The sequence below is a fragment of the Paenibacillus sp. GXUN7292 genome (genome assembly GCF_050864975.1).
Lineage (GTDB): Bacteria > Bacillota > Bacilli > Paenibacillales > Paenibacillaceae > Pristimantibacillus.
This window is the reverse complement of the sequence record NZ_JBOZWO010000014.1, coordinates 63,069-89,415: the sequence shown is the minus strand read 5'-3', so window position 1 is coordinate 89,415 and position 26,347 is coordinate 63,069. Positions and strand designations below refer to the sequence as shown.

The 26,347-nt window shown below is 43.6% G+C and carries 19 protein-coding genes and 1 pseudogene; 19 read left to right on the top strand and 1 reads right to left on the bottom strand.

Translation table 11 applies throughout. The features are described 5' to 3' along the window. Positions 1-127: 127 nt before the first annotated feature. From ACRRU2_RS13655 to ACRRU2_RS13615, 9 genes are all read left to right on the top strand, one after another. Positions 128-3,172: an S-layer homology domain-containing protein gene (locus ACRRU2_RS13655; protein WP_432502394.1), complete on the top strand. Its 3,045-nt coding sequence runs from the start codon at positions 128-130 to the stop codon at positions 3,170-3,172. A gap of 207 nt (positions 3,173-3,379) precedes the next feature. Next, positions 3,380-3,994 (top strand): TetR/AcrR family transcriptional regulator, encoded by a 615-nt coding sequence (locus ACRRU2_RS13650; RefSeq protein ID WP_432502392.1) that lies wholly within the window; start codon positions 3,380-3,382, stop codon positions 3,992-3,994. A 46-nt stretch (positions 3,995-4,040) separates the two neighbouring features. Beyond that, the gene (locus tag ACRRU2_RS13645) at positions 4,041-6,344 is read left to right on the top strand and encodes an MMPL family transporter (RefSeq protein ID WP_432502390.1); all 2,304 of its coding nucleotides are present in this window, start codon (positions 4,041-4,043) and stop codon (positions 6,342-6,344) included. Between the two features lie 230 nt (positions 6,345-6,574). Beyond that, complete coding sequence (locus tag ACRRU2_RS13640; RefSeq protein ID WP_432502457.1) at positions 6,575-7,828, top strand: mechanosensitive ion channel family protein; 1,254 nt, start codon at positions 6,575-6,577, stop codon at positions 7,826-7,828. A 378-nt stretch (positions 7,829-8,206) separates the two neighbouring features. Beyond that, complete coding sequence (locus tag ACRRU2_RS13635) at positions 8,207-9,451, top strand: ABC transporter substrate-binding protein (RefSeq protein ID WP_432502455.1); 1,245 nt, start codon at positions 8,207-8,209, stop codon at positions 9,449-9,451. Between the two features lie 120 nt (positions 9,452-9,571). Beyond that, positions 9,572-10,423 (top strand): carbohydrate ABC transporter permease, encoded by an 852-nt coding sequence (locus ACRRU2_RS13630; protein WP_331700467.1) that lies wholly within the window; start codon positions 9,572-9,574, stop codon positions 10,421-10,423. A gap of 12 nt (positions 10,424-10,435) precedes the next feature. Then, the gene (locus ACRRU2_RS13625; protein ID WP_331700466.1) at positions 10,436-11,320 is read left to right on the top strand and encodes a carbohydrate ABC transporter permease; all 885 of its coding nucleotides are present in this window, start codon (positions 10,436-10,438) and stop codon (positions 11,318-11,320) included. Positions 11,321-11,431: 111 nt separating this feature from the next. After that, positions 11,432-12,730 carry an NCS2 family permease gene (locus tag ACRRU2_RS13620; protein WP_331700465.1) on the top strand — a complete coding sequence of 433 codons (1,299 nt, stop codon included), beginning with the start codon at positions 11,432-11,434 and terminating at the stop codon, positions 12,728-12,730. Between the two features lie 42 nt (positions 12,731-12,772). Then, complete coding sequence (locus ACRRU2_RS13615; RefSeq protein WP_432502387.1) at positions 12,773-13,135, top strand: hypothetical protein; 363 nt, start codon at positions 12,773-12,775, stop codon at positions 13,133-13,135. Positions 13,136-13,202: 67 nt separating this feature from the next. Here the strand turns inward: ACRRU2_RS13615 and ACRRU2_RS13610 are convergent. Then, positions 13,203-13,383 (bottom strand): annotated as a pseudogene (locus ACRRU2_RS13610) (VOC family protein). Positions 13,384-13,497: 114 nt separating this feature from the next. Here ACRRU2_RS13610 and ACRRU2_RS13605 point away from each other — a divergent pair. From ACRRU2_RS13605 to ACRRU2_RS13560, 10 genes are all read left to right on the top strand, one after another. Next, positions 13,498-14,115 (top strand): TetR family transcriptional regulator, encoded by a 618-nt coding sequence (locus ACRRU2_RS13605; protein ID WP_432502385.1) that lies wholly within the window; start codon positions 13,498-13,500, stop codon positions 14,113-14,115. After that, on the top strand, positions 14,112-15,014 hold the full coding sequence (locus tag ACRRU2_RS13600) for an alpha/beta fold hydrolase (protein ID WP_432502383.1): 903 nt from the start codon (positions 14,112-14,114) through the stop codon (positions 15,012-15,014). Before ACRRU2_RS13605 ends, ACRRU2_RS13600 begins: the two co-directional genes overlap by 4 nt. Before the next feature lie 157 nt (positions 15,015-15,171). Beyond that, the gene (locus tag ACRRU2_RS13595) at positions 15,172-17,412 is read left to right on the top strand and encodes an AraC family transcriptional regulator (RefSeq protein WP_432502380.1); all 2,241 of its coding nucleotides are present in this window, start codon (positions 15,172-15,174) and stop codon (positions 17,410-17,412) included. A gap of 169 nt (positions 17,413-17,581) precedes the next feature. Beyond that, positions 17,582-18,523: an ABC transporter permease gene (locus ACRRU2_RS13590; protein WP_331700459.1), complete on the top strand. Its 942-nt coding sequence runs from the start codon at positions 17,582-17,584 to the stop codon at positions 18,521-18,523. Positions 18,524-18,530: 7 nt separating this feature from the next. After that, positions 18,531-19,391, top strand: a complete 861-nt coding sequence (locus tag ACRRU2_RS13585; RefSeq protein ID WP_331700458.1) for a carbohydrate ABC transporter permease — start codon at positions 18,531-18,533, stop codon at positions 19,389-19,391. Between the two features lie 34 nt (positions 19,392-19,425). Further along, on the top strand, positions 19,426-20,964 hold the full coding sequence (locus ACRRU2_RS13580) for an extracellular solute-binding protein (protein WP_432502377.1): 1,539 nt from the start codon (positions 19,426-19,428) through the stop codon (positions 20,962-20,964). Positions 20,965-21,048: 84 nt separating this feature from the next. Continuing rightward, entirely contained in the window at positions 21,049-22,515 is a 1,467-nt protein-coding gene (locus ACRRU2_RS13575; RefSeq protein ID WP_432502374.1) for an arylsulfatase, read from the top strand. Positions 22,516-22,632: 117 nt separating this feature from the next. Then, positions 22,633-23,832, top strand: coding sequence for an MFS transporter (locus ACRRU2_RS13570; RefSeq protein WP_432502372.1), 1,200 nt, complete (start codon positions 22,633-22,635; stop codon positions 23,830-23,832). A 238-nt stretch (positions 23,833-24,070) separates the two neighbouring features. Then, positions 24,071-24,400: an ArsR/SmtB family transcription factor gene (locus ACRRU2_RS13565; protein WP_331700455.1), complete on the top strand. Its 330-nt coding sequence runs from the start codon at positions 24,071-24,073 to the stop codon at positions 24,398-24,400. A gap of 164 nt (positions 24,401-24,564) precedes the next feature. Beyond that, positions 24,565-26,256, top strand: coding sequence for a SulP family inorganic anion transporter (locus ACRRU2_RS13560; RefSeq protein WP_432502368.1), 1,692 nt, complete (start codon positions 24,565-24,567; stop codon positions 26,254-26,256). Positions 26,257-26,347: the final 91 nt, after the last annotated feature.

The following is a 26,347-nucleotide window of genomic DNA, read 5'->3' as shown; positions in this document are numbered from 1 at the left end:
AGTAGTGGAATCGTTTTTTGCAAGGTACTTAATTCTTAATTTGGAGGGTGTTGTCTGCGTAAATCATCATGAAATGGGGATAAAGGCACGAGTCATTATTACTAAATTTACAGGATGGGTGAATCAGATGAAGAAAAAAATGATTGCGATGGTAGTCGTTTTTCTATTAACAGTTACGAATACGTCAATGGCGCACGCACTATCGCCGGTAGCAGAGGTTTACTATAATATTGGAACAATAGATACATATGACCCTTCTGATTTTGAAAGCCAATTAAATGACGCAATTAAAGCCAAGCTGCAAGCAGGGGGCGTAAATCCTAAATATGTGTCCATCATGGATGCAAGTGCGAATCCAGTGGATGTAGAGGAAACTCATGTGCATTCCGGATACGAAAGCTGGTATAATGCCACTCCCCCGGAGGTTGAAACAGCCGATTATAACCATGTCCAAATTACTAATGACGGTAAAACATTAACCTTCTACGGTTATACTGCACCTGCCTACAAGGATTTTATGCTGACAAGCGGAACTCCTTCCGGCAAGAAAATCATCACCTTCGATATGGATGAATCCAAAGTGGATTATCATAGCATGGAAGGCGGAGGTTTCCTATTTAATACGAAGATTGATAGTGAAGGAAAATTAAGCGGTTACGCAATTTTATATATTCAAGGCGCTATCAATGTATATATGATCAATGGCGTGAACGCGGACGCTCTGCACAATGAGCCGTCGAGAGCTTTGAGTGCAATGACAGATGTCGTTACACGAATCGGAACATATACAAAAGGGGCATCCACTCAACACAGCATTAAAATTAATGTAACGGATACGGCCCTTAATATGTGGGATAACGGAGAACAAATCATTAAAAATTTAGCTCTGCCGGAAGCTTATGGCGATGAATTTGGTCCAATCGTTAGTCATATAAGTCATGGTTGTCAGATTATCTCGATTTTTTCATTTGACAATATGAAGCTTTTCTCCACCTCTACCAAGACATTAGGCGAAGCTGTAAAGGATATCGCGTGGGATACTTATTCGCCTTTGCGCTACGTCGTTAACATTAATGAAGATCCTACTGAGCAACTGGACGATTTGAAGGGTTCATTCAATAGCCACGATTTACAATATGTAGGTATATCCGATGAAGAATTCAGTGAAATCAGCCAAGATTTTATTGACGAAATTGATAAAGGCGGACTATATGTCAACTCTGGCGAATCAGCTGAAGATATTATTGAAGCAATCGCTAACCGAGTAGCAGAGCAAATTATTAACGATTACAAAGAGGCTATTCACGCTATTGAAATAGCAGAAGACAACACTGATATTTTGTTTAATTCCGGTGATACAAAAAATTCGGTAAGAAACAACATTACTCTGCAACAGGGTGAGAATGTTACTACAATCTGGTCTTCGGATCAGCCTTCTGTTATCGATCAGGATGGAAACGTAACAAGACCGGTTACTGCTCAATCAGGAACTTATGTGACCTTGAAGGCAACGATTACAGAGGGCGGTCTGACAAGCGAAAAAACTTTTACTGTTTTTGTTAAAGCAGCGGATCCTGCACCTGTAAGCAATCTGTCAGCTGTTGCAGGCAATAGGCAGGTTACTTTGAATTTCCCTGCTTTATTGGGAGCGACGGACATTATCGTCGAACAATCCACAGATGGTAACACATTTACGCCTGCTGTTACATCAGAGGTGCTTGATGCATCTTCTACAAGCGCAACGGTAACTGGATTAACGAATGGCACAACGTATCATATTCGATTGACGGTTGTTTCGGGTCCATATGAAGGCCCGTCCAATGTGGTTACAGTTAAACCAGTAGCGCCTTATGTGAATGTAGTTGAAACGCCTACAATGAAAGCCGATGTCATCGTTTCTGACCAAGCGAACGGAGGAAAAGTCGTTCAGGAAAAGATTACGAAGTTAATCGGAGATAACTTGAATGTAACTGGAAAAATAATATCGGCAAACGGCCAAGAAATGAATGTGCCGAAAATTGAAATGAATGAAGACGGAAGCTTCACACTTCCGAAAGTAGCGCCTGGCGAATACAAATTATCGATGAACGTTATTGCGCCAAATGGGGAAAAGCTGGCCGGCCCTGCAGGCAAGCTGATTGTTGACAGTGATGGAAAAGCAAGTTTATCGGTTGATTTGGTAGATCCGTACGGCACGATTCTCGACACGATCACCAATAAGCCTGTTACAGATGTGAATATGAAACTGTATTGGGCAGATACAGAGCTGAACCGTTCCAAAGGCAGAGTGCCTGGAACGCTAGTTAATCTGCCTGAACTGCCAGACTTTTCACCAAACAAAAACCATAACCCGCAAATCAGCTCTGACAGCGGTGAATATGGCTGGATGGTTTACGCAGATGGCGATTACTACTTCTTAGGCGAGAAGGATGGATACGTCGTTTTCGATAGCCGCAACGACAAGCGCGAGGAAGCTTTTGGGGATGACAGCTTTATTAAAGATGGAATCATCCATGTCGGTGATACAATTGTAAAATTCAGCTTCTCAGCACAGCCAAAAGTAAAAGCTGCAGGTGACCATAGCCCGTATATGGTTGGATATCCTGATGGAACTTTCCAGCCGGATCGCGGCATTCTCCGTGCTGAGGTTGCTGCAATTTTGTCCCGTTTGTATACATCTGCTGCGAGCTCCAACCAAGTATCGTATTCGGACGTAAGCGCAAACCATTGGGCAACAGATGCTATTTCCGTTGCAACTAATAATAAATGGATGGTAGGTTCCGGCGATAATACGTTCAAGCCGAAGAAGCAAATTACGCGTGCAGAATTCGCCCAGATCCTTGCGAATGTGTATAAATGGGATGCTGCAACAGAGAGCACATATACGGATGTAGCAGGACATTGGGCTGAACAGGCCATTGCAACGGCAGAAAAGCAGGGTGCGCTGAATGATTTCACGCAGCATACGTTCAATCCAAACCAGCCGATTACAAGAGTGGAAGCTATTCGGATCTTTAACAAGCTGCTCAACCGTAACCCGTGGCATATCGAGGCTGGAATGAAATGGACTGATGTACCTGAAGGTTACGAGTATTATTCAGACATTATGGAAGCTTCGATTCCGCATGCATTCGAGCAATTCGAGACTGGAATCGAAAGCTGGAAAGAATAATATTAATTGAATTCGTTCTCTAAGCATTCAAGGTCTTGGCCTTGAGTGCTTTTTATTTTTCATTAATATATAGACTGCGACCGCCACAAAACTGTAACAATTGCCCGTTGTGCAACTTTGCCCATTGGGCAATAATAGAAAAGAGCATTTATCGAATATATATTACTATTAACTTCTGAAATGAGGTGTACGCGTAGTCGGTTAATAATGAAAAAATATAGCCTACGGGATATGAAAAGGGAAGCAACCGCGAATGCGCTAGCCGATGCAGCGTTCGCACTTGCCCAGGAGAGGGGGCTTGATGGCTTCGTCGTGGAAGATATCGTTCAGCAGGCTGGCTACTCTCGGAGAACGTTCGCTAATTATTATTCCTGCAAGGAGGAAGCGGTGGCTGCAGCTACCGTTAACTTTAAGGGAGCGGATGAAGTCATTCAATGGATTGAGGCATTAGACGAGGAGATGTCCTTGCTAGACAGCCTGTACCAATTGATGAAACTGCAATTGACGGCAGAGCATATCCGCAAATTACGCCAGCTCGTGTCACTATCGAAACAGTACCCCACACTAGAGCCGTATATCCTCAGCGCATTTTATGGTTTGCAAAAAAACGCTTTGGAAATGTTAAACGAGCTGTCTCGCGGACGTTATCCCGAAGGATATACCCATCTTCTTACCGGCGCGGTTTATGGGGCCGTAATGCCCTTGCTGGACGGCAGCCTGAACGTGCATCTTCCAGAACATTCAACCGCCGAAGCTGCTGACGCTGTCACATTCGACCAATATTTAGACACTATGTTCAACTGTTTGCGCAGCGGTTTTTAGCGTATTGTCATCGTAATTCTAGTAGGTAAAGGAGTAATTCTGCCATATGTCCACTTTTTTATATAAATTAGGCAAGTCAGCATATACGAAACCCTGGTACTTCATCATCAGTTGGATTGCAATCCTCGGGATTGTTCTCGCTATTCTCGGTGTCAATGGCATACATGTCAGTTCCGAAATGAAAATAGAGGGCACGGAGTCTCAGAAGGTGCTGGACCAGTTAGCGAAAGAACTGCCGGAAGCTTCTGGAGGACAAGCAAGCATCTTGTTTAAGGCGCCTCAAGGTGAACGCTTGGACACAGAGGAACGTTTAGGATCTATCGCCGAAGCTGTTAATAAGGTATATAACCTTGAATATGTCATTAATCCTATAGAATTGGCTGCAAAAGCCGGGGTTTCGACGAGTGACGCTGCCCAAGGAAATGAAGCCGCACAAGCAGCTGCTGGTGAAATGCCTCCCTTTAGTCCGCTAATCGTTAATGGCATGCCGATACCTGGCGTGATGCTTGCTTCTGATGGCAGCGTTGCTTTGTTCCAGTTCCAATTCACCGTGCAACAAATGTCACTGCCGGATTCGGTTCCTGACTCTGTCATCGAAGCTGCTAAAGCTGTTGAGAAGGCTGGAATCACGGCATTGCCAAGCGACTCGCTTATGAGCAAGCCAGCCATTGGTTCGACAGAAGCAATCGGCATTGTCGTCGCTGCTGTTGTGCTTTTCATGACGCTCGGTTCAGTTGTTGCAGCAGGTTTGCCGCTTATGACTGCTCTTATGGGAGTTGGGATAAGTGTAGGAGGAGCTTATGCTTTTTCGAAAATGTTCCATATGACCGATCTTACGCCTGTCCTTGCGCTTATGGTTGGGCTCGCTGTTGGCATCGACTATTCCCTGTTTATAGTAAACCGTCAGCGCCGCATGATTCTCGAACAGGGACTTAGCGCCCAGGAAGCTGCGAGCAGAGCGGTCGGCACTGCCGGAAGTGCTGTGTTTTTTGCCGGATTAACCGTCATAATTGCTTTATGCGGCATGCTTGTGATCGGAATTGGCTTCTTATCTGCGATGGCGCTTGTAGCGGCTCTGGCAGTTCTTGTTAATGTATTGGTTGCCCTCACCCTGTTGCCGGCTCTGCTTGCCCTGGTAGGTGAGCGAATCTGTTCGGCAAAAGCTCGTTTGAAGAGCAGTAATGCTGCACAGCAAACTCGTAATAGGGCTGCACAGCGCTGGGTAACTGCAGTTGTGAAAGGCCGCTGGATCATTATTGTCGGCGTCATAGTGCTCCTTGGATTGGCGGCAATTCCGGTGACAAAAATGGAAATGGGTATTCCTTCTGGTGCGACGGCGAACTTGGATACCCCAGCAAGACAAAGCTATGATGCGATTTCAGATGGCTTTGGCGAGGGCTTCAACGGCCCGTTGCTATTGGTTGTCGAACCTCAGGGCTCCTCGGATATACTATCACCCGAGACACTAGGCTTATTGGTTCATGAGTTGCAGAATCATGACAATGTTTCGTTGGTCAGCCTTATGGGCTTGAACCAAACTAGCGATATGGCCATTATAAGTCTTATTCCGGAAACAGGCCCAACTGACACTGAGACGAAGAACCTGGTACAAGAGCTTCGCGCTTCGGACTCCAGCATGGCGCAGGCGAATGATGTCTCGATTGGGGTAACTGGATTTACAGCGATCAACATTGATATGTCGTCGAGGCTGGCTGAGGTGTTTCCACTTTACGTGGGAATTATCGTCATTCTCTCGCTTATTATTTTATTGCTGGTATTCCGTTCCATAATTGTTCCGGTCAAAGCGACGGTCGGTTTTCTTCTCAGTATTCTTGCCACCTTCGGTGTCACTACGGCCGTGTATCAATGGGGATGGCTGCATGCCTTCTTTGGTTTCGACACGGGTGGTCCGCTGTTAAGCTTTATGCCGATCATGGTTACAGGCATTCTGTATGGGCTCGCGATGGATTATCAGGTTTTTCTTGTGAGCTCTATGCGCGAATCCTACGTTCATGGGCATCACGGGACGGAGAGTGTTATTCACGGATACGATCAAGCTAGCCGCGTTGTAGTAGCTGCAGCCGTGATTATGGTGTCTGTCTTTGCGGGCTTTATCTTCGCCCATGATATTATGATCAAACAAATTGGTTTTGCGCTTGCTGTTGGTATTTTAATCGATGCTTTCATCATTCGTATGGCACTAGTTCCTGCTGTCATGGCGGTCTTCGGTGATAAGGCCTGGTGGCTGCCAAAATGGTTAGATCGTTTGCTGCCGAACCTGGACGTAGAAGGAGATAAACTTATTGCTAAAATAAAGACCAAAGAAGGAACGTCAAATATTATCTCCTAGCCTCAATGATTAAAGTATTTCTCATACCATATAGTAAACACCTTCAAGAGTTTGAAAGCATGTCGTAAGACATGTAATCAACCTTGAAGGTGTTTTATTAGTAGTAACCATGAAAAATTGCTTAGCAACTAAAATTCCTCTATAATAGTAGGCCAATGTACAAGAATTAGGAGGAAACCATGGATTTAATAAAAAAGCAGCTGGACGGAAATGGCTTGGGCGAGCAAACCATGGGATTTATAAAAAAACAGCTGGATGATTATGGAATGACTGAGCAAGCCATTGGTTATCTTTCGAATATAACTATGATTATATTGATAGCTTTGGTCTGCATACTGGCTAATTTCATAACAAAAAAAATCGTGCTAAAGACGATCATTCATATCGTTAATAACAACCGGTTTACATGGGATAACATTATTGTAGAGAAAAAAGTGTTCCACAAGCTGTCGCATATCGTGCCGGCGATTATAATTTATAACTCTGCGTCAATGTTTCCAGCCTATCAGACTTTGATTGAAAAAGCTGCGGTAACTTATATAATTATCGTAACCATCGCGGTATTTAATGCGCTGCTCAACGCTTTCGAGGCGATTTACCGCTCGTTTGAAGTGTCCAAGATCAGGCCGATCAAGGGATACATTCAGGTTATCAAGATTGTTCTATTTATTATCGGCGGCATTGTGGTGATTTCGAATCTCATCGGTCAGAACCCGCTTATTATTCTTAGCGGACTAGGTGCATTGTCAGCTGTTCTAATGCTTATTTTTAAGGACTCCATATTAGGACTCGTGGCAGGTGTTCAATTATCCTCCAATGATATGGTGCGTGTAGGAGATTGGATTGAGATGCCCAAATATAATGCCGATGGTGACGTGATCGACATTACTTTGAACACGGTTAAGGTCATGAATTTCGATAAAACGATTACGATGATCCCGAGCTATGCGCTCATTTCAGATTCGTTCAAAAACTGGAGAGGGATGCAGGCATCAGGCGGCAGAAGAATTAAACGAAGCGTATATATCGATACGAATAGTATTACTTTCTGTACGGAGGAAATGCTTGAGCAATTTCAGAAAATTCACTATCTTACTGAATATATCACGACAAGGGTAGAGGAAATCAAAGCATATAACCTAAAACACCAGATTAATACGGAAAGCAAGGTGAACGGAAGACATCTTACGAACATTGGCGTGTTCAGAGTGTATATACAGCAGTATCTCAGAAATCATCCGAAAATTCATCAGAATATGACGCTGATTGTCAGACAGCTGGCGCCAGGCGAAAATGGGCTGCCTCTGGAAATATACGCATTTGCCAATGATATTAATTGGGGAGTATACGAATCGATTCAGGCGGATATTTTTGATCATATTTTTGCAGTGGCGCCGAAATTTGGACTTCGTCCTTTCCAAAACCCGACTGGCTATGATATTGCTCGTATAAAAGAAAGCGCTGAATATGCGAGGGAACATTGAGATGAAAGAAATAAGGATATCCCTAAATAGATTTATCATTATATTCCAAACCCGGCCTGTAACTCAGGCTGGGTTTATTTAATAATATAAGAAAGTATAAGTTTTTGTAACCTTATATCTTTTCTTATATTTCAACGGTAAACGCGCCAATCCAAAGGACGGCGAAGCCGTGTATCCTTGGTTTTAGCGAGTATTTATCTTTCGGTGAAAAAAAATGCCGCCATTTACAAATTAAAAAGTAATTTTTTTTATAAAACAGGGTGGAACGTATTGACAGAGCAAGTGGACTTAAATAGAATCAGTATCAGGAATATCTGTAAGAATTATCATGTATTTATTAATGTTTGAAAAAAAGGGGGAATGAGATCATTGGTAAAAATGAAAGGGTTTTCAACTGTATTGGTTGCGTTATGTTTGGTACTGATTGTAGGCTGTGCTAACGCTGGTGGATCGAAGAAAAATGTTGAAATTAAATTTTGGACCATTTCATTAAGCCCTACTTTCGATGATTACATTAACGGATTAATTGATCAATTTGAAGCAGAGAATGAAGGTGTAACGGTCATATGGGAGGATATTCCGTATGATACCGTTGAACAGCGTGTATTGACTGCAGCGGCTTCTAAGCAGCTGGCAGATGTATTGAATTTGAATACGGATTACTTAAAGAAGCTGGCAGCTGTTGGAGCAGTTGCTGATCTCACTGAAAAAGCTGCAGATGTAAAGGATGACTTCTTTGAAGGCGTATGGGAAGCGGGCAACTTAGGTAATAAAACCTATGCGCTGCCTTGGTATTTATCTACTGGCGGAATGTTGTACAATAAGGAATTGCTGGCAAAAGCCGGATTTGATCACCCGCCTGCTACAGATGAAGAAGCTTGGCAAATGTCAGAAGTGCTTTATGAGAAATTAGGCGTATATGGAAATACGCCAAAGGATATTCATTTATACCTTCCGCAAAACGGAATTCCTCTAGTTTCAAGTGACCTCAAGAGTGCTGCTATCAACACACCCGAAGCCGTTGAAGTATTTAAGCAATTTAAAGAAAGATTTGATAAAGGTCTTATTCCAAGAGAAATTTTATTAGGGCAGGCGAAACCAAATGAATGGTATGCACAAGAGAAAATGGCATGGTGGGGCACAGGTCCTCAGCTTTTCCGTCAGGTTAATGATTTGGCGCCTGAAGTTTACAAAAAGTCTGATGCCGCTCCTTCCATTCTAGGAACGTCTGGCTATTATCATATTGCCATTATGAATATAGCCGTATCAGCCAAATCAAAGGCGCCTAAAGAGGCGTTGGCGTTTGCTAAATTTGTTACGAATGCTGAAAGCCAACTCGAATTCAGCAAGATCGTCGCAATCCTTCCATCTGTCAAGAAAGCTGCAGCGGATGAGTATTTTACACAAGGCGAAAATTCTGAAGATCCGTCAGAAAAAGGCAAGTTTTACGCAGCTGCGCAGTTAGAGCACGCTAAAGATATGTTCGCGCCTGTCGAAAATATTTCCGAAATTAATAAAGCGGTCAATGAAGAATTCCAACGCGTATTGCTTGAAAATAAAGACCCGCAAAAAGCGATTGAAGATGCTGAGGCACGCATTAATGAACTATTACAAACGAAATAAATTGACCTTTCATTTAGTGTGAAAATTTAGAAATTGTTGTAAGGCATTCATCGGTGCATAAGCATAGTGGATGCCTTACCTTTATCCAAATGCAGAAATACCTATGTGAGGAGAGGTTGCATGTATAAAGCAAGACACGCATGGATGTTTCTCGCACCGGCCGGATTACTGCTTGCAACGTTCAGCTTGATCCCAGCTCTTGCGGCGCTTGTGCTTAGCTTTACAAATTACAATGTATTTGAGCCTGTAGATTGGGTGGGGATAGATAATTTTATTAGAGCTTTTAATGACAAGAAGTTTTGGAGCGCTTTAGGCAATACTTTCTACTATTGGATATTGGTAACGCCCGCACTGGTCGTGCTTCCTGTGTTTATCGCGATTCTTGTCAATCAAAGGCTGATCGGGATAAAGCTTTATCGTCTGGTCTATTATTTTCCTGCACTTGTCTCTGTTGTAATCACAGCGATTTTGTGGAATTGGATTTTTGCTAGTGACGGGATTTTTAATTATGTCGCAAGCTTATTTGGCATCGCGCCGATCAACTGGCTGACCAGCAAACAGTTTGTCATGATTAGCTTAGCACTAGTTACTATTTGGCAAGGGTTAGGCTATTATATGCTATTTTACTTAGCTGGTTTGCAGTCCGTGCCAACCGATTTGTATGAGGCTGCTGAATTGGACGGTGCAGGCTTTAGGCAAAAACATTTTTACATTACGTTTCCGATGCTGAGGCCTATTATTTTCTTTATAACCGTTATGTCAACGATGTCAGCCTTCAAGGAATTCACACTTATGCTGGCAATGACGGAGGGCGGACCGATCGGGTCTTCGACAACTATCGTCTATCTCGTGTTTGATAAGGCATTTAAGCAATTGGAAATGGGGTATGCGAGCGCCGTTTCCTTTATATTGTTTATTATTATTTTGATTATAACATTAATTAACAAAAGAGCCCTGGATCGCCCGTCTTAAGGAGGTGGCTGCATGCAGACAAATACAATGACAACCAAAAAGCCTAGTATAAAAATGAGAAGATCACTTACTAGTATGAAAATCACACGCTATATCGTTTCTTATTTTTTATTAACGCTAGTAGCTGTTATTACGATTGTTCCTTTTCTATGGTCGGTTTCCACCGCACTAAAAGGGCAAAACGAAGCGATTTTTTCATTTCCGCCTAAATTTATTCCCGAAAATATTACATTTGAAAACTTTATAACCGTCTGGAACTCACTCCCTATCCCGTTATATTTGTGGAATAGCACAATATTAGCGTTCTGGGGTGTGCTGCTGCCGGTACTATTTTGTTCGTTAGCTGCATTTCCGTTAGCACGCATGAATTTCAAGGGGAAAAATACGGTATTTCTAATTATACTTGCGACCATGATGATTCCAGGTGAAGTAACGATGATCCCCATTTATTTGATTTTAGATAAATTAAATCTTATCGGTTCCTTTTCAGGGGTCATACTTCCAGGGGCTGTATCTGCGTTTGGCATCTTTTTATTGAGACAGGCTTTTGTAGGCATTCCCAAGGATATTGATGAATCGGCAATTATTGATGGAGCTTTGCCTTGGCAGGTTTGGTGGTATATATTGATACCTATGGTAAAGCCAATGCTGGCTACACTTGCAATATTAAGCTTCATAGGTGCCTGGAACAACTTTTTATGGCCGCTTCTAGTTTTACAGGATCCCAAAACATATCCGTTAACCGTCGGATTATACGACTTAAAGGGAACTTTTGTTACCAACACGAGGCTAGTATCAGCAGGTGCTATGATCGCCCTTTTACCTATTATGATTGTATTTGTAGCGTTCCAAAACTTTTTCATTAAAGGTGCATATAGCAGTGCTGTTAAGGGCTAGCATTTTCATAAAGGAAATTATTCCTAACTACGAGTATAGGTTGTATGTACTTTTACATAACCTATACCTAGTTAGGTTTTTGTGTTTATCCTTGTATGGAGGAAAAGAGATATGGAATCGTGGTTCAAGTTCAAAGAACGCAGCACATCTATTCGAACAGAGCTGTTGGCGGGAATTACCACCTTTTTTACGATGGTGTATATCGTTATTGTAAATCCTGGCATACTTAGCCAAGCGGGGATGGATTTTAACGGGGTGTTTGTAGCTACCGTATTAGCGAGCATTATAGGGACGCTTATTATGGGGCTTGCTGCTAATTATCCGATTGTCATTGCACCGGGAATGGGGCTGAACGCTTACTTTGCATTCAGTGTCGTCGGCGGCAAAGGCGTTTCGTGGGAGACTGCGCTTGGAGCGGTATTCATTGCAGGGGTGCTGTTTATTTTGCTGTCGTTAACATCTTTTCGGTTTATGCTTTTGGATGCGATCCCGGCCAGCTTGAAGCACGCGATTACAGCTGGGATCGGATTGTTCATTACGTTTATTGGCTTGCAAAATTCCGGCATTATTGTGAGCTCGCCGGCTACTTTGCTGACGTTGGGCTCACTTGTTGAACCCCAGGCTATACTCACCATTGTCGGACTGATAATAACGCTGATATTAATGGCTTTCCGCGTAAAAGGCTACTTATTTATTGGGATGCTGATTACCGGCATAATTGCAGGAGTCAGCGGGCTGCTGAAGCTGCCTGAAAAGCTAGTCGCTCTGCCAAGCGGCTTATCATCGACTTTTTTTCAGATGGATATTGGTGGCGTATTTGCTAATGGGCTTTATGCGATTATTTTTACGTTTCTGCTTATAACCTTATTCGACACAACCGGTACGATGCTTGGTGTGGCGGAACAGGCGGGTCTGGTGAAGGGCGGAAAGTTCCCACGCGCACGAGGAGCGCTGCTCGCTGATGCGATTGGGACTACGACGGGGGCAGTAATGGGAACAAGCCCGACCTCGGCGTTCATTGAATCCAGTGCAGGGGTTGCGGTTGGCGGCAGGACGGGATTGACAGCTGTTACTGTTAGCATTCTGCTCGGACTTACGTTATTTTTTTCTCCAGTTATTGCAGTGCTTGCCACATTTCCTGCCATTACGGCGCCTGTGTTGATTATTGTCGGTTTTCTTATGATTAATGTTGTATCGAAAATCGACTGGAGCGACTTTGAGATTGCCTTCCCAGCGTTTTTAATTATCGTGATTTTACCTTTTTCCTATAGCATTGCAACCGGCATCGGTGTCGGTTTTATTACATATCCGATCTTAAAGGCAGTTAGGGGCAAGTGGCGCGAGGTGCATCCTATCTTTTATTTGTTCGCAGTTCTATTCTTTATTCAGCTTGCTTTTTTTGGACATTAGGAGTACGTTAATTTTTATCAACAGGAAAGTTAGGTGTAGGAGATGAGTGAAAAGCTTTGGTTAGTTGTACAGTTTCCGATGAAAAGCGCGAAGGGGAATCAACGTGATGAATGGTTGAAAAATAAAGTGATTGAATATTTAGATTTATTTTTAGCTAATGCAGAGCTTGGTTATGTGGACGGCTTTGATATGGGAAAATGTGTGTCTGATCCAAATCAATATGCACTTAACATTTTTTGCGTTGTTACAGATGAAGCAAGAAGCATTGCTTTAATTAAGAGAGTTTTAAAGGAGTACAGGCTGGATTATACACGCATAAAAATGGCTACTATGCCTTTTGAAAACGGAGAAACACATACACTTAAATACGCCTATAAAAAAGGCGTAACGGAATTTTCACTATAGCTGCTTAGAAAATGAAGACCCAGACCTCGCGCGGACTGGGTTTTATAATCATCATATATGGGCTAAGTTATTTGGCATTCTCATCTGGCTGATGAATGCCCAAAATATTGCCTTCTGTATCTATATAATAGCCTTGCCACAGCGTAATCGCTCCAATCCTCGAACGTCCACCCGAACACCTCGCCATAAAACTTTTTGGCGCGCTTCGCATCGTCGACATGAATTTCAAAATGAACTAATCTGCCCATAATTACCTCCTGCGAGATGACTTTTCATGATCTTTGGCCATTGTAAAAGGAGAGTACTCTCTTTATAATAAAAGAGACTACTCTCGTTTTAGTTTAGGATCGGAGATATTTTATATGCCTAAAATTACACAACAAAAAAAAGAAGCAGTTCGAATGGATATTTTGAATACCGCACGAAATGTTTTCATAGAAAAAGGATATGAAGCGGCTTCCATGAGCGATATCGTAACAGGCTCTAACAGGAGCTTCGGAGGTGTGTATCTCTACTACTCCAATAAAGAAGATGTTTTTCTTGATTTGCTTCGTCGTGAGTATAACAATATGGCTTTGAATTTCGCATCAAATAACAGTACATGGAGCGCATTTGTACAATTCATGAAGGAGCAAGAAAAACGTATACGGGAGGTAGATGCTAGTCTAGCACCTTGCTTGTATGAATATTTTATTGCCGGCCGGAGAAAAGAGGAGCGGCGCAAGCTTATCGATGAACGGTATGAGGCTGTGTATAATAACATCTTTACCTTTTTAAATAATGGCGTACAGCGGGGGGAGCTTTATCCGTCACAGCCCCTGGAAACTTTTGTGCATTGGCTCATTTCGTTGCTTGACGGACTCTTTTTAGAAAGTATGATCAACGGTTTTGAAAACATACAATTAGCCAAGCAATTTGAGTTTATATTGACGGTTTGCCGATCTGCACTTATGCCATCCGAGATGGGGGAAAGCCAATGACAAGTACAGCCTTGAGTGAATTGCCTATATTTAAAAGTGAAGCAGGCTCACAGCTGTTTGCAGATTGTTACGAGAAGCTTTTGACGTACTGGCCAGGTCCATATGAAACGATGGAGATCAAGACTGAATTCGGCTTGTGTCATGTGATCGCTTGCGGACCTGAAGAAGGGAAGCCCGTCTTAATGTTTCATGGCATGACGAGCAATTCGGCATTGTGGTACCCGACCATTGAAGCGCTGACGGATTGCCGTGTTTTTTGTATTGATACGCCAGGAGATTTCGGGAAAAGTAAGGTGATTAAACAAATTCGGACGCCAGAGGATGCTGTGCTTTGGATGGATCAATTATTGGTTGGGCTTAAGCTTGAAAAGCCGGCCTTTATCGGTCACTCCATGGGAGGCTGGCTCTGTTCAAATTATGCTACAGCGCGGCCAGAGCGAATCGAACGGCTGGTGCTGCTTGCGCCTGTGGCGACATTTTTGCCCATCCCATTTCTGAGGCTGCTCCGAAAAGTCTATCCTGCGATGCTATGGCCTAAGCCTGATCGCATACGCCGAGCGTGGGATTGGTTTTGCACGAAAGGTTTTTCCCTGCCGCCGCATGTGATGGATTTGGTAATCGCCGCCTATACACACGGCCGCTCGCAGCTTCCGGTTGTCCCGCGAGTCATTAGCAAGGAAGCTTGGAGCAAGCTTTCAGCGCCGGTTCTGTTCCTTGTAGGGGATGAGGAGAAAATTTACAAGGCAAATAAAGTGATGGAGCGTGTCAAAAAAACGCTGCAAGATTCAGAGGTCATCCTGATTAATGGAGCGGGGCATTGTCTGATTATAGAGCAGCAATCAGCTGTGAATGAAGCGATTCGAAGGTTTATTACGGTCATGGATGACCGCACCGCCTGACTGTGAAAGAACTTTCACGACAAAATGAAGTGAAAAAGAAAGTGGAAGTAAATAGGTGAGTAAGTAGTTTTTATGAGATACGCAGGTATGACTTGCGCGATGGCCTCATGGTATTATAATTAGAATACATGAGGCTGTCCCGCGAGGAGGAACGGATATGCTGCAGAGTCCGAGGAAATTGTTCCGCAAACATCTAATGCTGTTTTTTATGACAATACTTATACCAGCGGTTCTCTTTCTTGCTTTTAACTTATATAGATCATCGAATCAACTGGTCCAAACCATTGAAGAGCATTCCGCCAATCAGCTGAATCAAATGAACCGCAGTCTGGACAGCTTGATCGCCAATGTCGATCAATTGGCGATCCAGTTGTCTTTAACGCCTTCGATCTACGATTTATTGAAAGAGCCATATCGATTGTCGATCTATGATTATTCCGTTATTAAAGAGCAGCTTCGTGGATGGACAACGTCGAACTCGATTATTTCTTCGCTTGCCCTTCATATTTACCAAAATGAAAAAGTGCTGACTACTAACGAAGGAATATATGACAGTGCGCATTATTTTGACAGCGATTTCATAGCGGGTTTAAGAAAAGAAGCAACTGAAAAGCATGTATCGTGGACTGGGATTCGTACGGTAAAAGGAAGCGGTGGTATGCCAGATGCAGAGATGCTGTCATTTGCTCGATCTATCCCAGCAACTTCACAGCTTCCGCTTGGCATGCTTATTATCGATATTCAGAAGGGCAGCTTTATGAAAGCAGTACTTAATTCTCCTGCTGCTGGAGAAACGGCCGATACAATTATAGTGCTGGACCCGCAGAATAAATTGGTTTCAGGCGCGCAGACAGGGCTGAATGCCGAACAATTAGCCTTGCATTTGGACAATGGGGAAATGAAGACAGAAGTGATTTCGTTGCCTGATGCGCGTTATTTTGTAACGGCTTACAAGGTTCAGCCATATGGCTGGACGCTGCTGCAGCTAACTCCATACACGATGTACAGCAAGCAGATGCAAGCGGATATTGGGCAGGCGTTCATGATATTATTGGCCATTTTGCTGGCCGGGCTAGGCGTATCTTATTTGTTTGCTTCTATTCTGTTCGATCCATGGAGAAGGCTGGCGGAGCGGTTAAGGGAGTATGTAGCCCGGCCGTCTGGTACGATTAAGGCTGATGCGTATAATATTGTGGATCATGCAATTGGGCATCTTATTACGACAGTCGATCAAAATAAACCGATTATTCGAGAGCATATGGTGCAGGAGCTGCTGCGCCATCGACAGCCTAAAGACAACGCCATTATTGAGCAATTCGCCCGTATGGGCATTTGCTTTGAGCATCCGAATTTTCTTGTGCTGCTAATTGTCGTCGAAGCCGGTGTTCAGGATCAAGGCAATGACGTTTATTTGTACAGCTTGGCAGAGGAATTGCTGGCTGCTCAATTTTCTGTCGCCGGTTCCATTCTGGATCGCAGCATGTTTGGCTTTATTGTCAATTTTTCTTCAGATCAGCTGGAAGCTGCGGAACAAGAGCGTTTGGAGCAATGCTTTGGCCAAATCAAGCACGAAGCTTATAATCGCTGGGCAGTGTCGCTTCATGCCGTGGCAGGCGGCATTCGGCCATTGTGGCAGGTGTACGAAGCATATGAGCTGGCTCGCCGGGCTGTCACTTATAGAGCGTTTTGGGCCAGCTCTAATTCTCAGATCGTATATGCCGACGGAGAGCGCGAAGAGCTGGAATTTGATTACCCGGCATCTTACCAAAAACTGCTGCTTAACATCATATTGGCGGGAGATCGGCAAGCGGCAGAAAAACTGGTATCGCAACTGTTCGAAAAATATATTCATCAAAACCACTATTCGCAGCCTAAATTGCAGCAAATGATAGTTATGCTAATGAGCCATATGCTCAGTTCACTTGTCGAAGAAGGCTATGACATTGGAAAGCTAATGGGCGAGGTTAATTTGCTAAATTTGGAAAAATACAAGGACAGCGCGGAATTGCAAGCTTATATTCATTCTGCTATTTATTCGATGATCGATTATATTCACGAGATCCGCAGCGAGACGAGCACGCCGCCGTATATTCAGGAAGCAATTATGTATATGGAAAAGAATTACGACCGCAATATAGCTATGTCAGATGTAGCGGAAGCTGTAGGTATTAGCAGCGGCCATCTAGGCCGGCTGTTTAAAGCGGAAACAGGAAAGCCGCCGCTTGAATATTTGACGCAATATCGTCTGCAGGAAGGCAAAAAGCTGCTGCTGGATACAAGCAAATCTTTGCAAACTATTAGTGAGGCGATCGGATATAATGATGTGCACACGTTTATCCGATTTTTCAAAAAATATGAAGGAATTACACCAGGTGAATATCGCAAAAAGGTCATGTAGCCTTTTCGATATCGATGTAAAGTTTTCGTCGTAACATGATTTATAGCGGTTTTTCCCCATTCTAATCGCAGAGTGGGGATTTACTGTCTTTTAGGGGACCTTTACGATGAAAGCGTAACCATATGCATATGGCAAACTTTCTACCACTACTGAAAAAGGAGGATTACTTGTGAAAGCAGTGTCTTCAGCTCCCGCAACAAGACAAAAATCGGTATGGAATATAAGAAGACATTGGAAAGAATGGGGCAAGCACAAATACTATTTTGCGCTTTTACTGCCGGGCCTTGTATACTTTGCGATATTTCATTATTGGCCTATGGCAGGCATTATGATCGCATTCAAAGATTTCCGATTGCTGGAAGGGATTATGAACAGTCCTTGGGTCGGGCTGAAATGGTTCCGTATTTTATTTGATGCTCCGGACTTTTGGACAGCACTGAAAAATACGATCATCATTAGTATTTATAAGCTTGTATTCAACTTTCCAGCCCCCATCCTGTTGGCTCTGTTATTGAATGAAGTATACAATGCGACCTTTAAGCGAATTGTACAAACGATTGTATACTTTCCGCATTTTTTGTCTTGGGTCATCTTGGGTGGAATCATGTTCTCTTTATTTTCCTCCGGTTCCGGGATATTAAGCTTTCTCGGCATGAAAACCTCCCCATTAATGGATCCTGGATCATTCCGCGGCTTCCTGGTAATTAGCGAGATGTGGAAGGAAATCGGATGGGGAACCATTATTTATTTGGCGGCTATTTCAAGCATAAATCCGGAAATGTATGAGGCCGCTCGGATAGACGGGGCGAACAGATTCCAGCTAGTACGGCATATTACGCTTCCTTCAATAACGAATACCATTGTTATTCTGCTCATTTTGCGCACTGGACAAATTCTGCATGTAGGTTTTGAGCAAATTTTCATTTTGTATAATCCGCTCGTTTTCGATGTATCGGATGTACTGGATACTTATGTGTACCGGACAGGTTTAACGATGGGCAGATATTCATTTGCTACAGCCGCCGGATTATTCCAATCCATCGTAGGCTTGCTGTTGCTGTTGATCACCAATGGCGTGGCCAGACGTTTGGGTGAGCGCGGATTATGGTGAGGTGACTATGAGAAAACATTATTTATCCAGACTTTTTGATTACTCCAATGGACTGATCCTTATTCTGCTAAGCGCGATTACACTCTATCCTTTATGGCATGAAATATCACTGTCATTAAGCTCAAAGACGGAAGCATTGCAGGGAGGCTTTTTCTTCTGGCCCCGCAGCTTTACTTTTCAAGCGTATACAAGCGTCCTTTCCTCAGATTATATTTGGACAGCTTACGGGAATACCATATTTATAACGGTTGCGGGCACTTTGTTATCGCTGCTTGTAACATCGAGTATGGCATACCCGCTTGCGAAAAGGACGCTGCCATGGAAAAAGTTATGGCTGACTGTCATTCTCTTTACAATGATTTTCAGCGGCGGTATGATTCCCGTATATTTGATTGTGAAGCAGCTTCATTTATTAAATACGTTGTGGGCATTAATTATTCCAAACTTGGCATCCGCATTTAATATCATTATCGTTATTAATTTTATCCGCGGAATTCCGGAGGAAATTGAAGAATCGGCTATGATCGACGGCGCTAATCCAATTCGTATTTACTTTTCTATTATTGTTCCTTTATGCAAGCCGGTATTGGCAACGCTGGCATTGTGGATTGCGGTAGGTTTGTGGAACAATTTTTTTCAGGCGCTTATTTATTTGAATGACAAATCGCTTACAACGCTGCCTTTGCTGATCAGACAAATTATAGCGGGCCAGCAGCTGGCGGAGGAAACAGGGCAATTGTCTGATTCTTCTACGGAGTCGGTTATAGCGGCTACTATTATTCTATCTATTATTCCGATTATTGCTGTTTATCCTTTTTTGCAAAAATATTTTGTAAAGGGCGTTATGCTCGGTTCTGTTAAATCCTAACCAATATTTTGGAGATAAATAGGGAGGTCTTTGTATGCAAAAGAAATGGAAAAAAGTAATGGCAGCAGCTTGCGCAGCAGTATTGGCTGTTACAGCCGCAGGTTGTGGAAGCACGACCAATTCAACAACACCAAAAGGCAATACGGCTGAAGAGAAAGCAATAACGTATCAATTTTTACGCAATAGCGGAATAGCCGAATATCCGGCTGATGGCGGAGAAGCTAGAAAGGTGCTTACAGAAGCCGCTGCCAAGGCTGGAGTGAAAGGCGTCGATTTTGTTGCCCAGCAAGCGCCTGGCGATGATTACAATACGAAGCTTAACTTGTTGGCCTCATCGGGTGAGCTTCCAGACTTTTTCGATATTGATGCTTTGACGCTAAGCCGCTTTGTTGAGCAGGGCCTTGTACAGCCTATTGATGAATATTTAAAAGCTGCTCCTAATTTAATGAAGCTGATTCCGCAGCATTACTGGGAGCAAGTTACTTTCGATGGCAAGATTTACGCGCTGCCTAATGGTTTGAGAGAGGAAGCATTTAATAGCCCGAATGTAGGCTCTATTTTGATCAGACAGGATTGGCTGGATACGCTGAATTTGAAAGCGCCTACAAATTTGGATGAGCTTTATACTATTCTAAAAGCATTCGTTAATGACGATCCGGATCAAAATGGAAAGAAAGACACCTTTGGCTTTAGCGGCACCAAACTGTCACGCTTCAATTCTATATTTGGAGCTTACGGGGTAATACCAAACTTTTGGATAGAGAGAGACGGCCAGATCAAGAAAGGCTTCACACTTCCTGAAACGAAGCAAGCGCTCGCTTTGCTGCAGCAGTGGTACAAGGAAGGCTTAATCGACCCTGATTTCCCGGTAATGGAATCCAAACAATTGAACGAGAAAATTATTAATTCCAAAATAGGCTTATTTGAAAATGATGCTTATCTGGTCGATCCCAAAGCGAACCCGACGTCCGAGGCATTAAACAAGACAACGCCGTCTTCCAAGCTTGTTTTAATACCTCCTCCTAAGGGACCTGAGGGTAAATCAGGCACTCCGCAAGTAAATGCAGTAGCGGCTGCTCCGCTGCGCGCATTGTCTGTAAATGCACAAGATCCGGAAAGATTGTTCCGTTTCCTGAATTGGTTTGTTGATGACAGTGAAGGCGGAGGATTTAATCTGGCTCTGTACGGCATTGAAGGAACAGACTATACGTACGATAAAGAGAAAAACTTAATTACACAGACGACCAGCTACGCAGATTTATATAAGAAGGGCTATAATAATCCGATTCGAATGGCTTTTATTACAGATAGACGCTGGACTACCGAAGAAGTACGCGCAGCTATTGAAGTTGCTTCGCAAAATGTGATTCCGAATGCATTTTGGAAGACCGTTCCAGCAGAGCTGGATTATCCGGATTTGGAGACGAAGCTTTGGGCTGAATATTTTGTAAAAATCGTTACAGGCGTTTGGCCAATTGAGAAGTTTGATGAATTCGTGGAAAAATATTATCAGCAAGGCGGGACAAAAATTGAGCAGCAAGCAAATGAGGAGTGGAAAAAAGTTAAGCAATAATTAGACCAGGTATAGTAACAGATACGCGTAAATACCAATTGGAGGGTATATACGCGTATCTTGTTTACAAGGAGGCAACGACTTTTGAAACCAAACATACTGTTTATAACCGTTGATCAAATGAGGGGCGATTGCTTGAGCGTGCTTGGGCATCCTGTCGTGCAAACGCCGAATCTAGATAAATTGGCTGAGGATGGCGTTCTATTTACAAGCACATATTCAGCGACACCAACGTGTATTCCGGCGAGAGCAGCGCTGTTTACTGGAATGAGCCAGCGATCACATGGGCGGGTAGGTTATGAAGAGCATATTCCATGGACTTACGAGCATACGCTGCCCGGTGAGTTAGCCAGGGCTGGATACCATACGCAATGCGTAGGTAAAATGCATGTATACCCGACACGCAGTTTATGCGGCTTTCACCATGTAGTATTGCATGACGGTTATATGCACTATAACCGATATAATGATCGAAATACGTACGCGGAACATTATAATGAGTGTGATGACTATTTGAACGGGTTGAAAAAAACAGCTGGTGCTTCTTACGATCTGATGGATAACGGACTTGATTGCAACGCTTCGACAGTTGCTATGCCTTGGCATTTGGAAGAAAGGCTTCACCCAACAAATTGGGCGGTCACAGAGTCCATTGATTTTTTGCGCAGGCGTGACCCAGGCAAGCCATTTTTTCTTTGGACATCCTTTGTTCGGCCGCATCCGCCATTTGATCCGCCGCAGGCTTATTTTGATATGTATTTAGGGGAACCAATGCCCGATTCACCCATCGGCGATTGGGTTGATCCCGAGATAGCGAGCGCAGGCTCGAAGCATACAACGACCGGATTTGGCAGCATATCCACAAGCCGCCTCAATCGAGCCAAAGCGGCCTACTATGCTCTTATTACACATCTCGATTACCAAATCGGCCGACTGCTGAATGCATTGAACGAGTATGGCGTGCTGAATAACACAATCGTTGTATTTACTTCTGACCATGGCGAAATGATGGGAGACCACCATTTCTTCCGCAAAGCGCTTGCTTACGAAGGAAGTGCGAAAGTACCTTTAATAGTGGCCGATTATACAGGAAGATTAGGCATCGGCAAAGGGTTTCGCGAGCAAGCTGTGGTGGAATTACGCGATATTATGCCTACACTGCTGGAAGCGGCTGACACAGCCATTCCCGAATCGGTTGACGGCAAAAGCTTGCTGCCTTTATGCCGGGCAGAAGAAAACACCGTTTGGCGGGAATTTATGCACGGGGAACACACCTATGGCGAATTATCGCATCATTATTTGACAAATGGCATGCAAAAATATATCTGGTATTCACAAAACGGAGAAGAGCAATTGTTTGATCTGACTGTTGACCCGGGCGAATTGCATAATCTGGCGGGTAACCCGGAGTGGCAATCGGTACTGCAAAGCTGGAGAGAACGGCTTGTACAGGAATTAACGGGGCGCGAGGAAGGCTATGTAGATGACGGCGAGCTAGTAGTTGGAAGAAAGCCGAAGACCGTGCTCAGCCATTTAAGGAGAAGCATCTAACGCTGTTTTGAAGCTATATTATGTAATGACGATTTGCTTGCAAGATGCAGCCTGCAAAGATACAATGTGTTAGGTGAAATTGCAGTTTGTTATCGAAGCAAGGAGAGTGCAATCATTTTGTCATCAGATGTTATCGCTTCAGCGACTTTATCCTTTCGTAAACGTCTCATTATATTGCTTCTTGTCGTTATAGTGGCTGGCATGAGCCAAGGCATGCTGCTGCCGCTATTGTCTATTATGCTTGAGGAAGCGGATGTTTCTTCTAGCTTGAATGGCATCAATTCTGCCGCGATGTATATCGGGATATTTTGTACGATGTTTTTGGTCGAGAAGCCTGTTAGGCGCTTTGGCTATAAGAAGGTTATTACTGCCGGGATATTGCTTATTACTTTTGCCAATATACTTTTTCCGTTTACTGAGCTGCTGGCGGTGTGGTTTTTGCTGCGGTTTATAGTAGGGGTAGGAGATAGTTTGCTTCATTATACGACCCAGCTATGGATTATTAGCTCCAGCCCTGCCGAGGGGCGCGGGAAGTATATTTCGTTTTATGGCATGGCGTACGGGATTGGCTTTAGCTTGGGGCCGCTGGGCATAAACCTGCTTCCGCTGGGCAAAGCGGTTCCGTTTATTATAAGCAGCTTGTTTTTTACTAGCGTGCTGCTGCTTGTGCTGCGGCTTACGAATGAGCTGCCAGAGCGGATAAAGAAGGAAGCGGCTCAAGAGAATCGTTTTAAAGCAACGTATCGCGCTGCGTGGTTTGTGCTTATACCGGGTCTGTTGTATGGATTGATGGAATCTTCCATGAATAGCAGCTTCCCGCTGTATGGTCTTCGTATTGAATTGGACCAGCATTGGATATCCCTTTTATTAATGGCATTTGGCATAGGCGGATTGATATTGCAGCTGCCGCTCGGCATGCTGAGCGACAGAATTGGAAGAAAGCCTGTACTAATCAGCTGCGGAATAGTGGGATCGCTGGCCTTTTTCCTGGTACCTGCGGCTGGCAGCAATATAGGATTATTGTTCATCCTGTTCGCGATTGCGGGAGGCGTTGTGGGATCGTTTTATTCGCTTGGCCTCGCCTACGCAGCTGATATTTTGCCACGGGCGATATTGCCGACTGCCAATGTAATCGCGTCTATTCATTTCAGCATCGGAAGTATGATCGGTCCAACATTGGGCGGATACAGCATACACTATATATCTATTTATAGTATTTTCCTGTTTCTAGGGAGTGTGTTCCTTATTTTCGCTTTGTTAGGCTTTGTCTTTAGGGCGAAAAGAAAGGCTGAAATAACGACTGGTATAAATGGATAGGATTAGGGTTTTACACCAAGTGCTCGTTCAATGTCAGGATAAAGCCGCCAATATGGCGGCTTTAAGTTTGTCGAGAAAGTTTTCCTTGCCTCCTTATCAAAGCGGGAGGGGGTTATCTTAAAACATAAACAGCTGAGAATGCAATATGCTTCTATCCCCTTTTGCAGGATCATGTATAATGTAAGATAGTATTACACCGGAAAACGTGTTTCTGGCTTTAAATTCTGAGGAGGATATTATGAGTTCATCAATACAGCAATTCAAATCTGATTTTTTTAAAGCATTGGCCCATCCTATGCGTATTCATATTTTAGAGGTGCTATGCAACGGACCGCGCAGTGTCAATGAACTGCAAGCCATTCTGGGCTCAGAAGGATCAGCGGTTTCTCAGCAGCTGGCTGTGCTGCGCAATAAAAATGTAGTGACCGGCACGAAGGAAGGCACCACGGTAACTTATTCCTTGCGGGATCCGCTTATTAAGGATCTGCTTTTAATTGCTAAACAAATTTTTGACAACCATTTGGTTGATGCGGTTTCCCTGTTGGAAGAATTCCGCAATGAACAGTAAATTTAGTTTTGCATCACTCCATACATAAACGATCCATCTCGCATGTTGAGAGCGGGTCTTTTTTATTGGTAATTCAATTATGAGTGCATTGACAGGTCAAGCCATCGTATAGTAACTTTAATATATTCAAATAATCAAATATATGAATATTGAAGGTGCTTATCATGAGGGCGCTCGACCGTTTTGTTGGCTATAATCGGGATTTGTTCAGAAAAGATCTTATTGCAGGCTTAATTGTAGGAATGATTGCTATCCCGCTCGGGATGGCTTTTGCTATTGCTGTTGGGGTTAAACCGGAGTATGGCCTGTATACAACGATTATCGCTGGAATTATTATCGCTTTGTTTGGGGGCACCCGCTTTCAGATTGGCGGGCCTACAGGCGCATTCGTGCCGGTTTTGCTAGCCATCGTACTGCAGTATGGATACAAGGAATTGTTAATCGCAGGCTTTCTATCTGGCATTTTATTAATCATGATGGGGTTATTGCGTGTGGGCAAAGCTATTCAATTTATTCCCCGTCCCGTCACAATCGGCTTTACTGCAGGCATAGCTGTTCTTATATTCAGCGGGCAAATTCCAAATGTACTTGGTTTGGGCCAGCTCGAGAAGCATGAATATTTTTTGCTCAATATGAAAGAAATACTGCTTCATCTGTCATCCGTTCATTTCTACAGTCTTTTGACTGCTATCATTTGCTTTTTAGTTATTATGGCGGTTCAACGCTGGCTTCCTAAAATTCCAGGCTCCTTTATTGGCATGATTGCCTCAGCAGTAATCGCGATGCTGCTCTTTCCTGCACATGTCGAAACGATTCGTACTGCATATGGAGCGATCCCAAGCGCACTGCCGAAATTCCAATGGCTTGACATTCAGCTGCACGATATTCGCATGATGCTCTTTCCGGCCTTGACGATCGCTTTACTCGGCGGAATCGAATCATTATTGTCCGCAGTTGTTGCAGACCGTATGAGCGGAACAGCTCATAACAGCAATCGGGAGCTTGTTGGACAAGGCTTAGCTAATATGGCCGTGCCTTTGTTCGGCGGGATACCCGCAACAGGCGCCATTGCGCGTACGGCAGCTAATATTAAAAATGGAGCAGCCTCACCTATCGCAGCGGTTATTCACGGGCTATTTGTACTGCTTGTCGTTATGCTGTTCGCAAGATGGGCGTCTGAAATTCCGCTAGCCAGTATGGCTCCGATCTTGATGATTGTCGCATGGAATATGAGTGAGCGGAAGGAATTCAGCCAAATTTTAAAAGCAAAAACAACGGATTCCCTATTGCTAATCAGTACCTTTGTATTGACTGTTTTAACTGATTTAGTTACCGCTATTTGGATCGGCATGGCTGCTGCGATCGTTTTCTACCTGCTGCGAATGGTTGCTGCTCATGTTAGAACGCTTGAATCCAGCAAAGAATTAAACGTTCTGCAACGTATTGCCAAAGGATGGGGTCAAGTATTTAAAAATGCTTCAAGCTGGTACAAATTTCAATGTAAAGTGATGCGAGCATCCGATTCTGGCAAAATATCGGAAATAGCTGCTGCTGCTCATTCCTATCATCAACAGACAGGCATGCATGTAAAGCTTCAGGGAGCGATGAGTTTTATCAGTGCTCCGCAAGTAAAAGAAGCGCTGCTGCAGCTTGCTTCCTCTAAGCCTGGATTTATACAGCTTGATATGAGCGAAGTGCCTTATATCGATACTACCGGCGAAGCGCTGCTGCACAGTTTTATCCAATATGTTCAAGGTTATGGAGGGAAATTGCTGTTAATAGATCCGCAAATGAGAACGAAGGGAATGCTCCAGCAGGCTGACAAGCAAGGAGTTATTCGCATGCCAAATCAATAAATTCAAAGTAGCCGAGCTGAGTATTGTTATCCTTAAGCTCGGCTTTTTACTTTAAAAATTTTCATGCTAGCAGACATTGCATAACAATGTC

What these genes read in the sequence shown, in the direction of transcription:
- ACRRU2_RS13655 (WP_432502394.1), top strand. Translation starts at nt 128, where the DNA reads ATGAAGAAAAAAATGATTGCGATGGTAGTCGTTTTTCTATTAACAGTT.
- ACRRU2_RS13650 (WP_432502392.1), top strand. Translation starts at nt 3,380, where the DNA reads ATGAAAAAATATAGCCTACGGGATATGAAAAGGGAAGCAACCGCGAAT.
- ACRRU2_RS13645 (WP_432502390.1), top strand. Translation starts at nt 4,041, where the DNA reads ATGTCCACTTTTTTATATAAATTAGGCAAGTCAGCATATACGAAACCC.
- ACRRU2_RS13640 (WP_432502457.1), top strand. Translation starts at nt 6,575, where the DNA reads ATGGGATTTATAAAAAAACAGCTGGATGATTATGGAATGACTGAGCAA.
- ACRRU2_RS13635 (WP_432502455.1), top strand. Translation starts at nt 8,207, where the DNA reads ATGAAAGGGTTTTCAACTGTATTGGTTGCGTTATGTTTGGTACTGATT.
- ACRRU2_RS13630 (WP_331700467.1), top strand. Translation starts at nt 9,572, where the DNA reads ATGTATAAAGCAAGACACGCATGGATGTTTCTCGCACCGGCCGGATTA.
- ACRRU2_RS13625 (WP_331700466.1), top strand. Translation starts at nt 10,436, where the DNA reads ATGCAGACAAATACAATGACAACCAAAAAGCCTAGTATAAAAATGAGA.
- ACRRU2_RS13620 (WP_331700465.1), top strand. Translation starts at nt 11,432, where the DNA reads ATGGAATCGTGGTTCAAGTTCAAAGAACGCAGCACATCTATTCGAACA.
- ACRRU2_RS13615 (WP_432502387.1), top strand. Translation starts at nt 12,773, where the DNA reads ATGAGTGAAAAGCTTTGGTTAGTTGTACAGTTTCCGATGAAAAGCGCG.
- ACRRU2_RS13605 (WP_432502385.1), top strand. Translation starts at nt 13,498, where the DNA reads ATGCCTAAAATTACACAACAAAAAAAAGAAGCAGTTCGAATGGATATT.
- ACRRU2_RS13600 (WP_432502383.1), top strand. Translation starts at nt 14,112, where the DNA reads ATGACAAGTACAGCCTTGAGTGAATTGCCTATATTTAAAAGTGAAGCA.
- ACRRU2_RS13595 (WP_432502380.1), top strand. Translation starts at nt 15,172, where the DNA reads ATGCTGCAGAGTCCGAGGAAATTGTTCCGCAAACATCTAATGCTGTTT.
- ACRRU2_RS13585 (WP_331700458.1), top strand. Translation starts at nt 18,531, where the DNA reads ATGAGAAAACATTATTTATCCAGACTTTTTGATTACTCCAATGGACTG.
- ACRRU2_RS13580 (WP_432502377.1), top strand. Translation starts at nt 19,426, where the DNA reads ATGCAAAAGAAATGGAAAAAAGTAATGGCAGCAGCTTGCGCAGCAGTA.
- ACRRU2_RS13565 (WP_331700455.1), top strand. Translation starts at nt 24,071, where the DNA reads ATGAGTTCATCAATACAGCAATTCAAATCTGATTTTTTTAAAGCATTG.
- ACRRU2_RS13560 (WP_432502368.1), top strand. Translation starts at nt 24,565, where the DNA reads ATGAGGGCGCTCGACCGTTTTGTTGGCTATAATCGGGATTTGTTCAGA.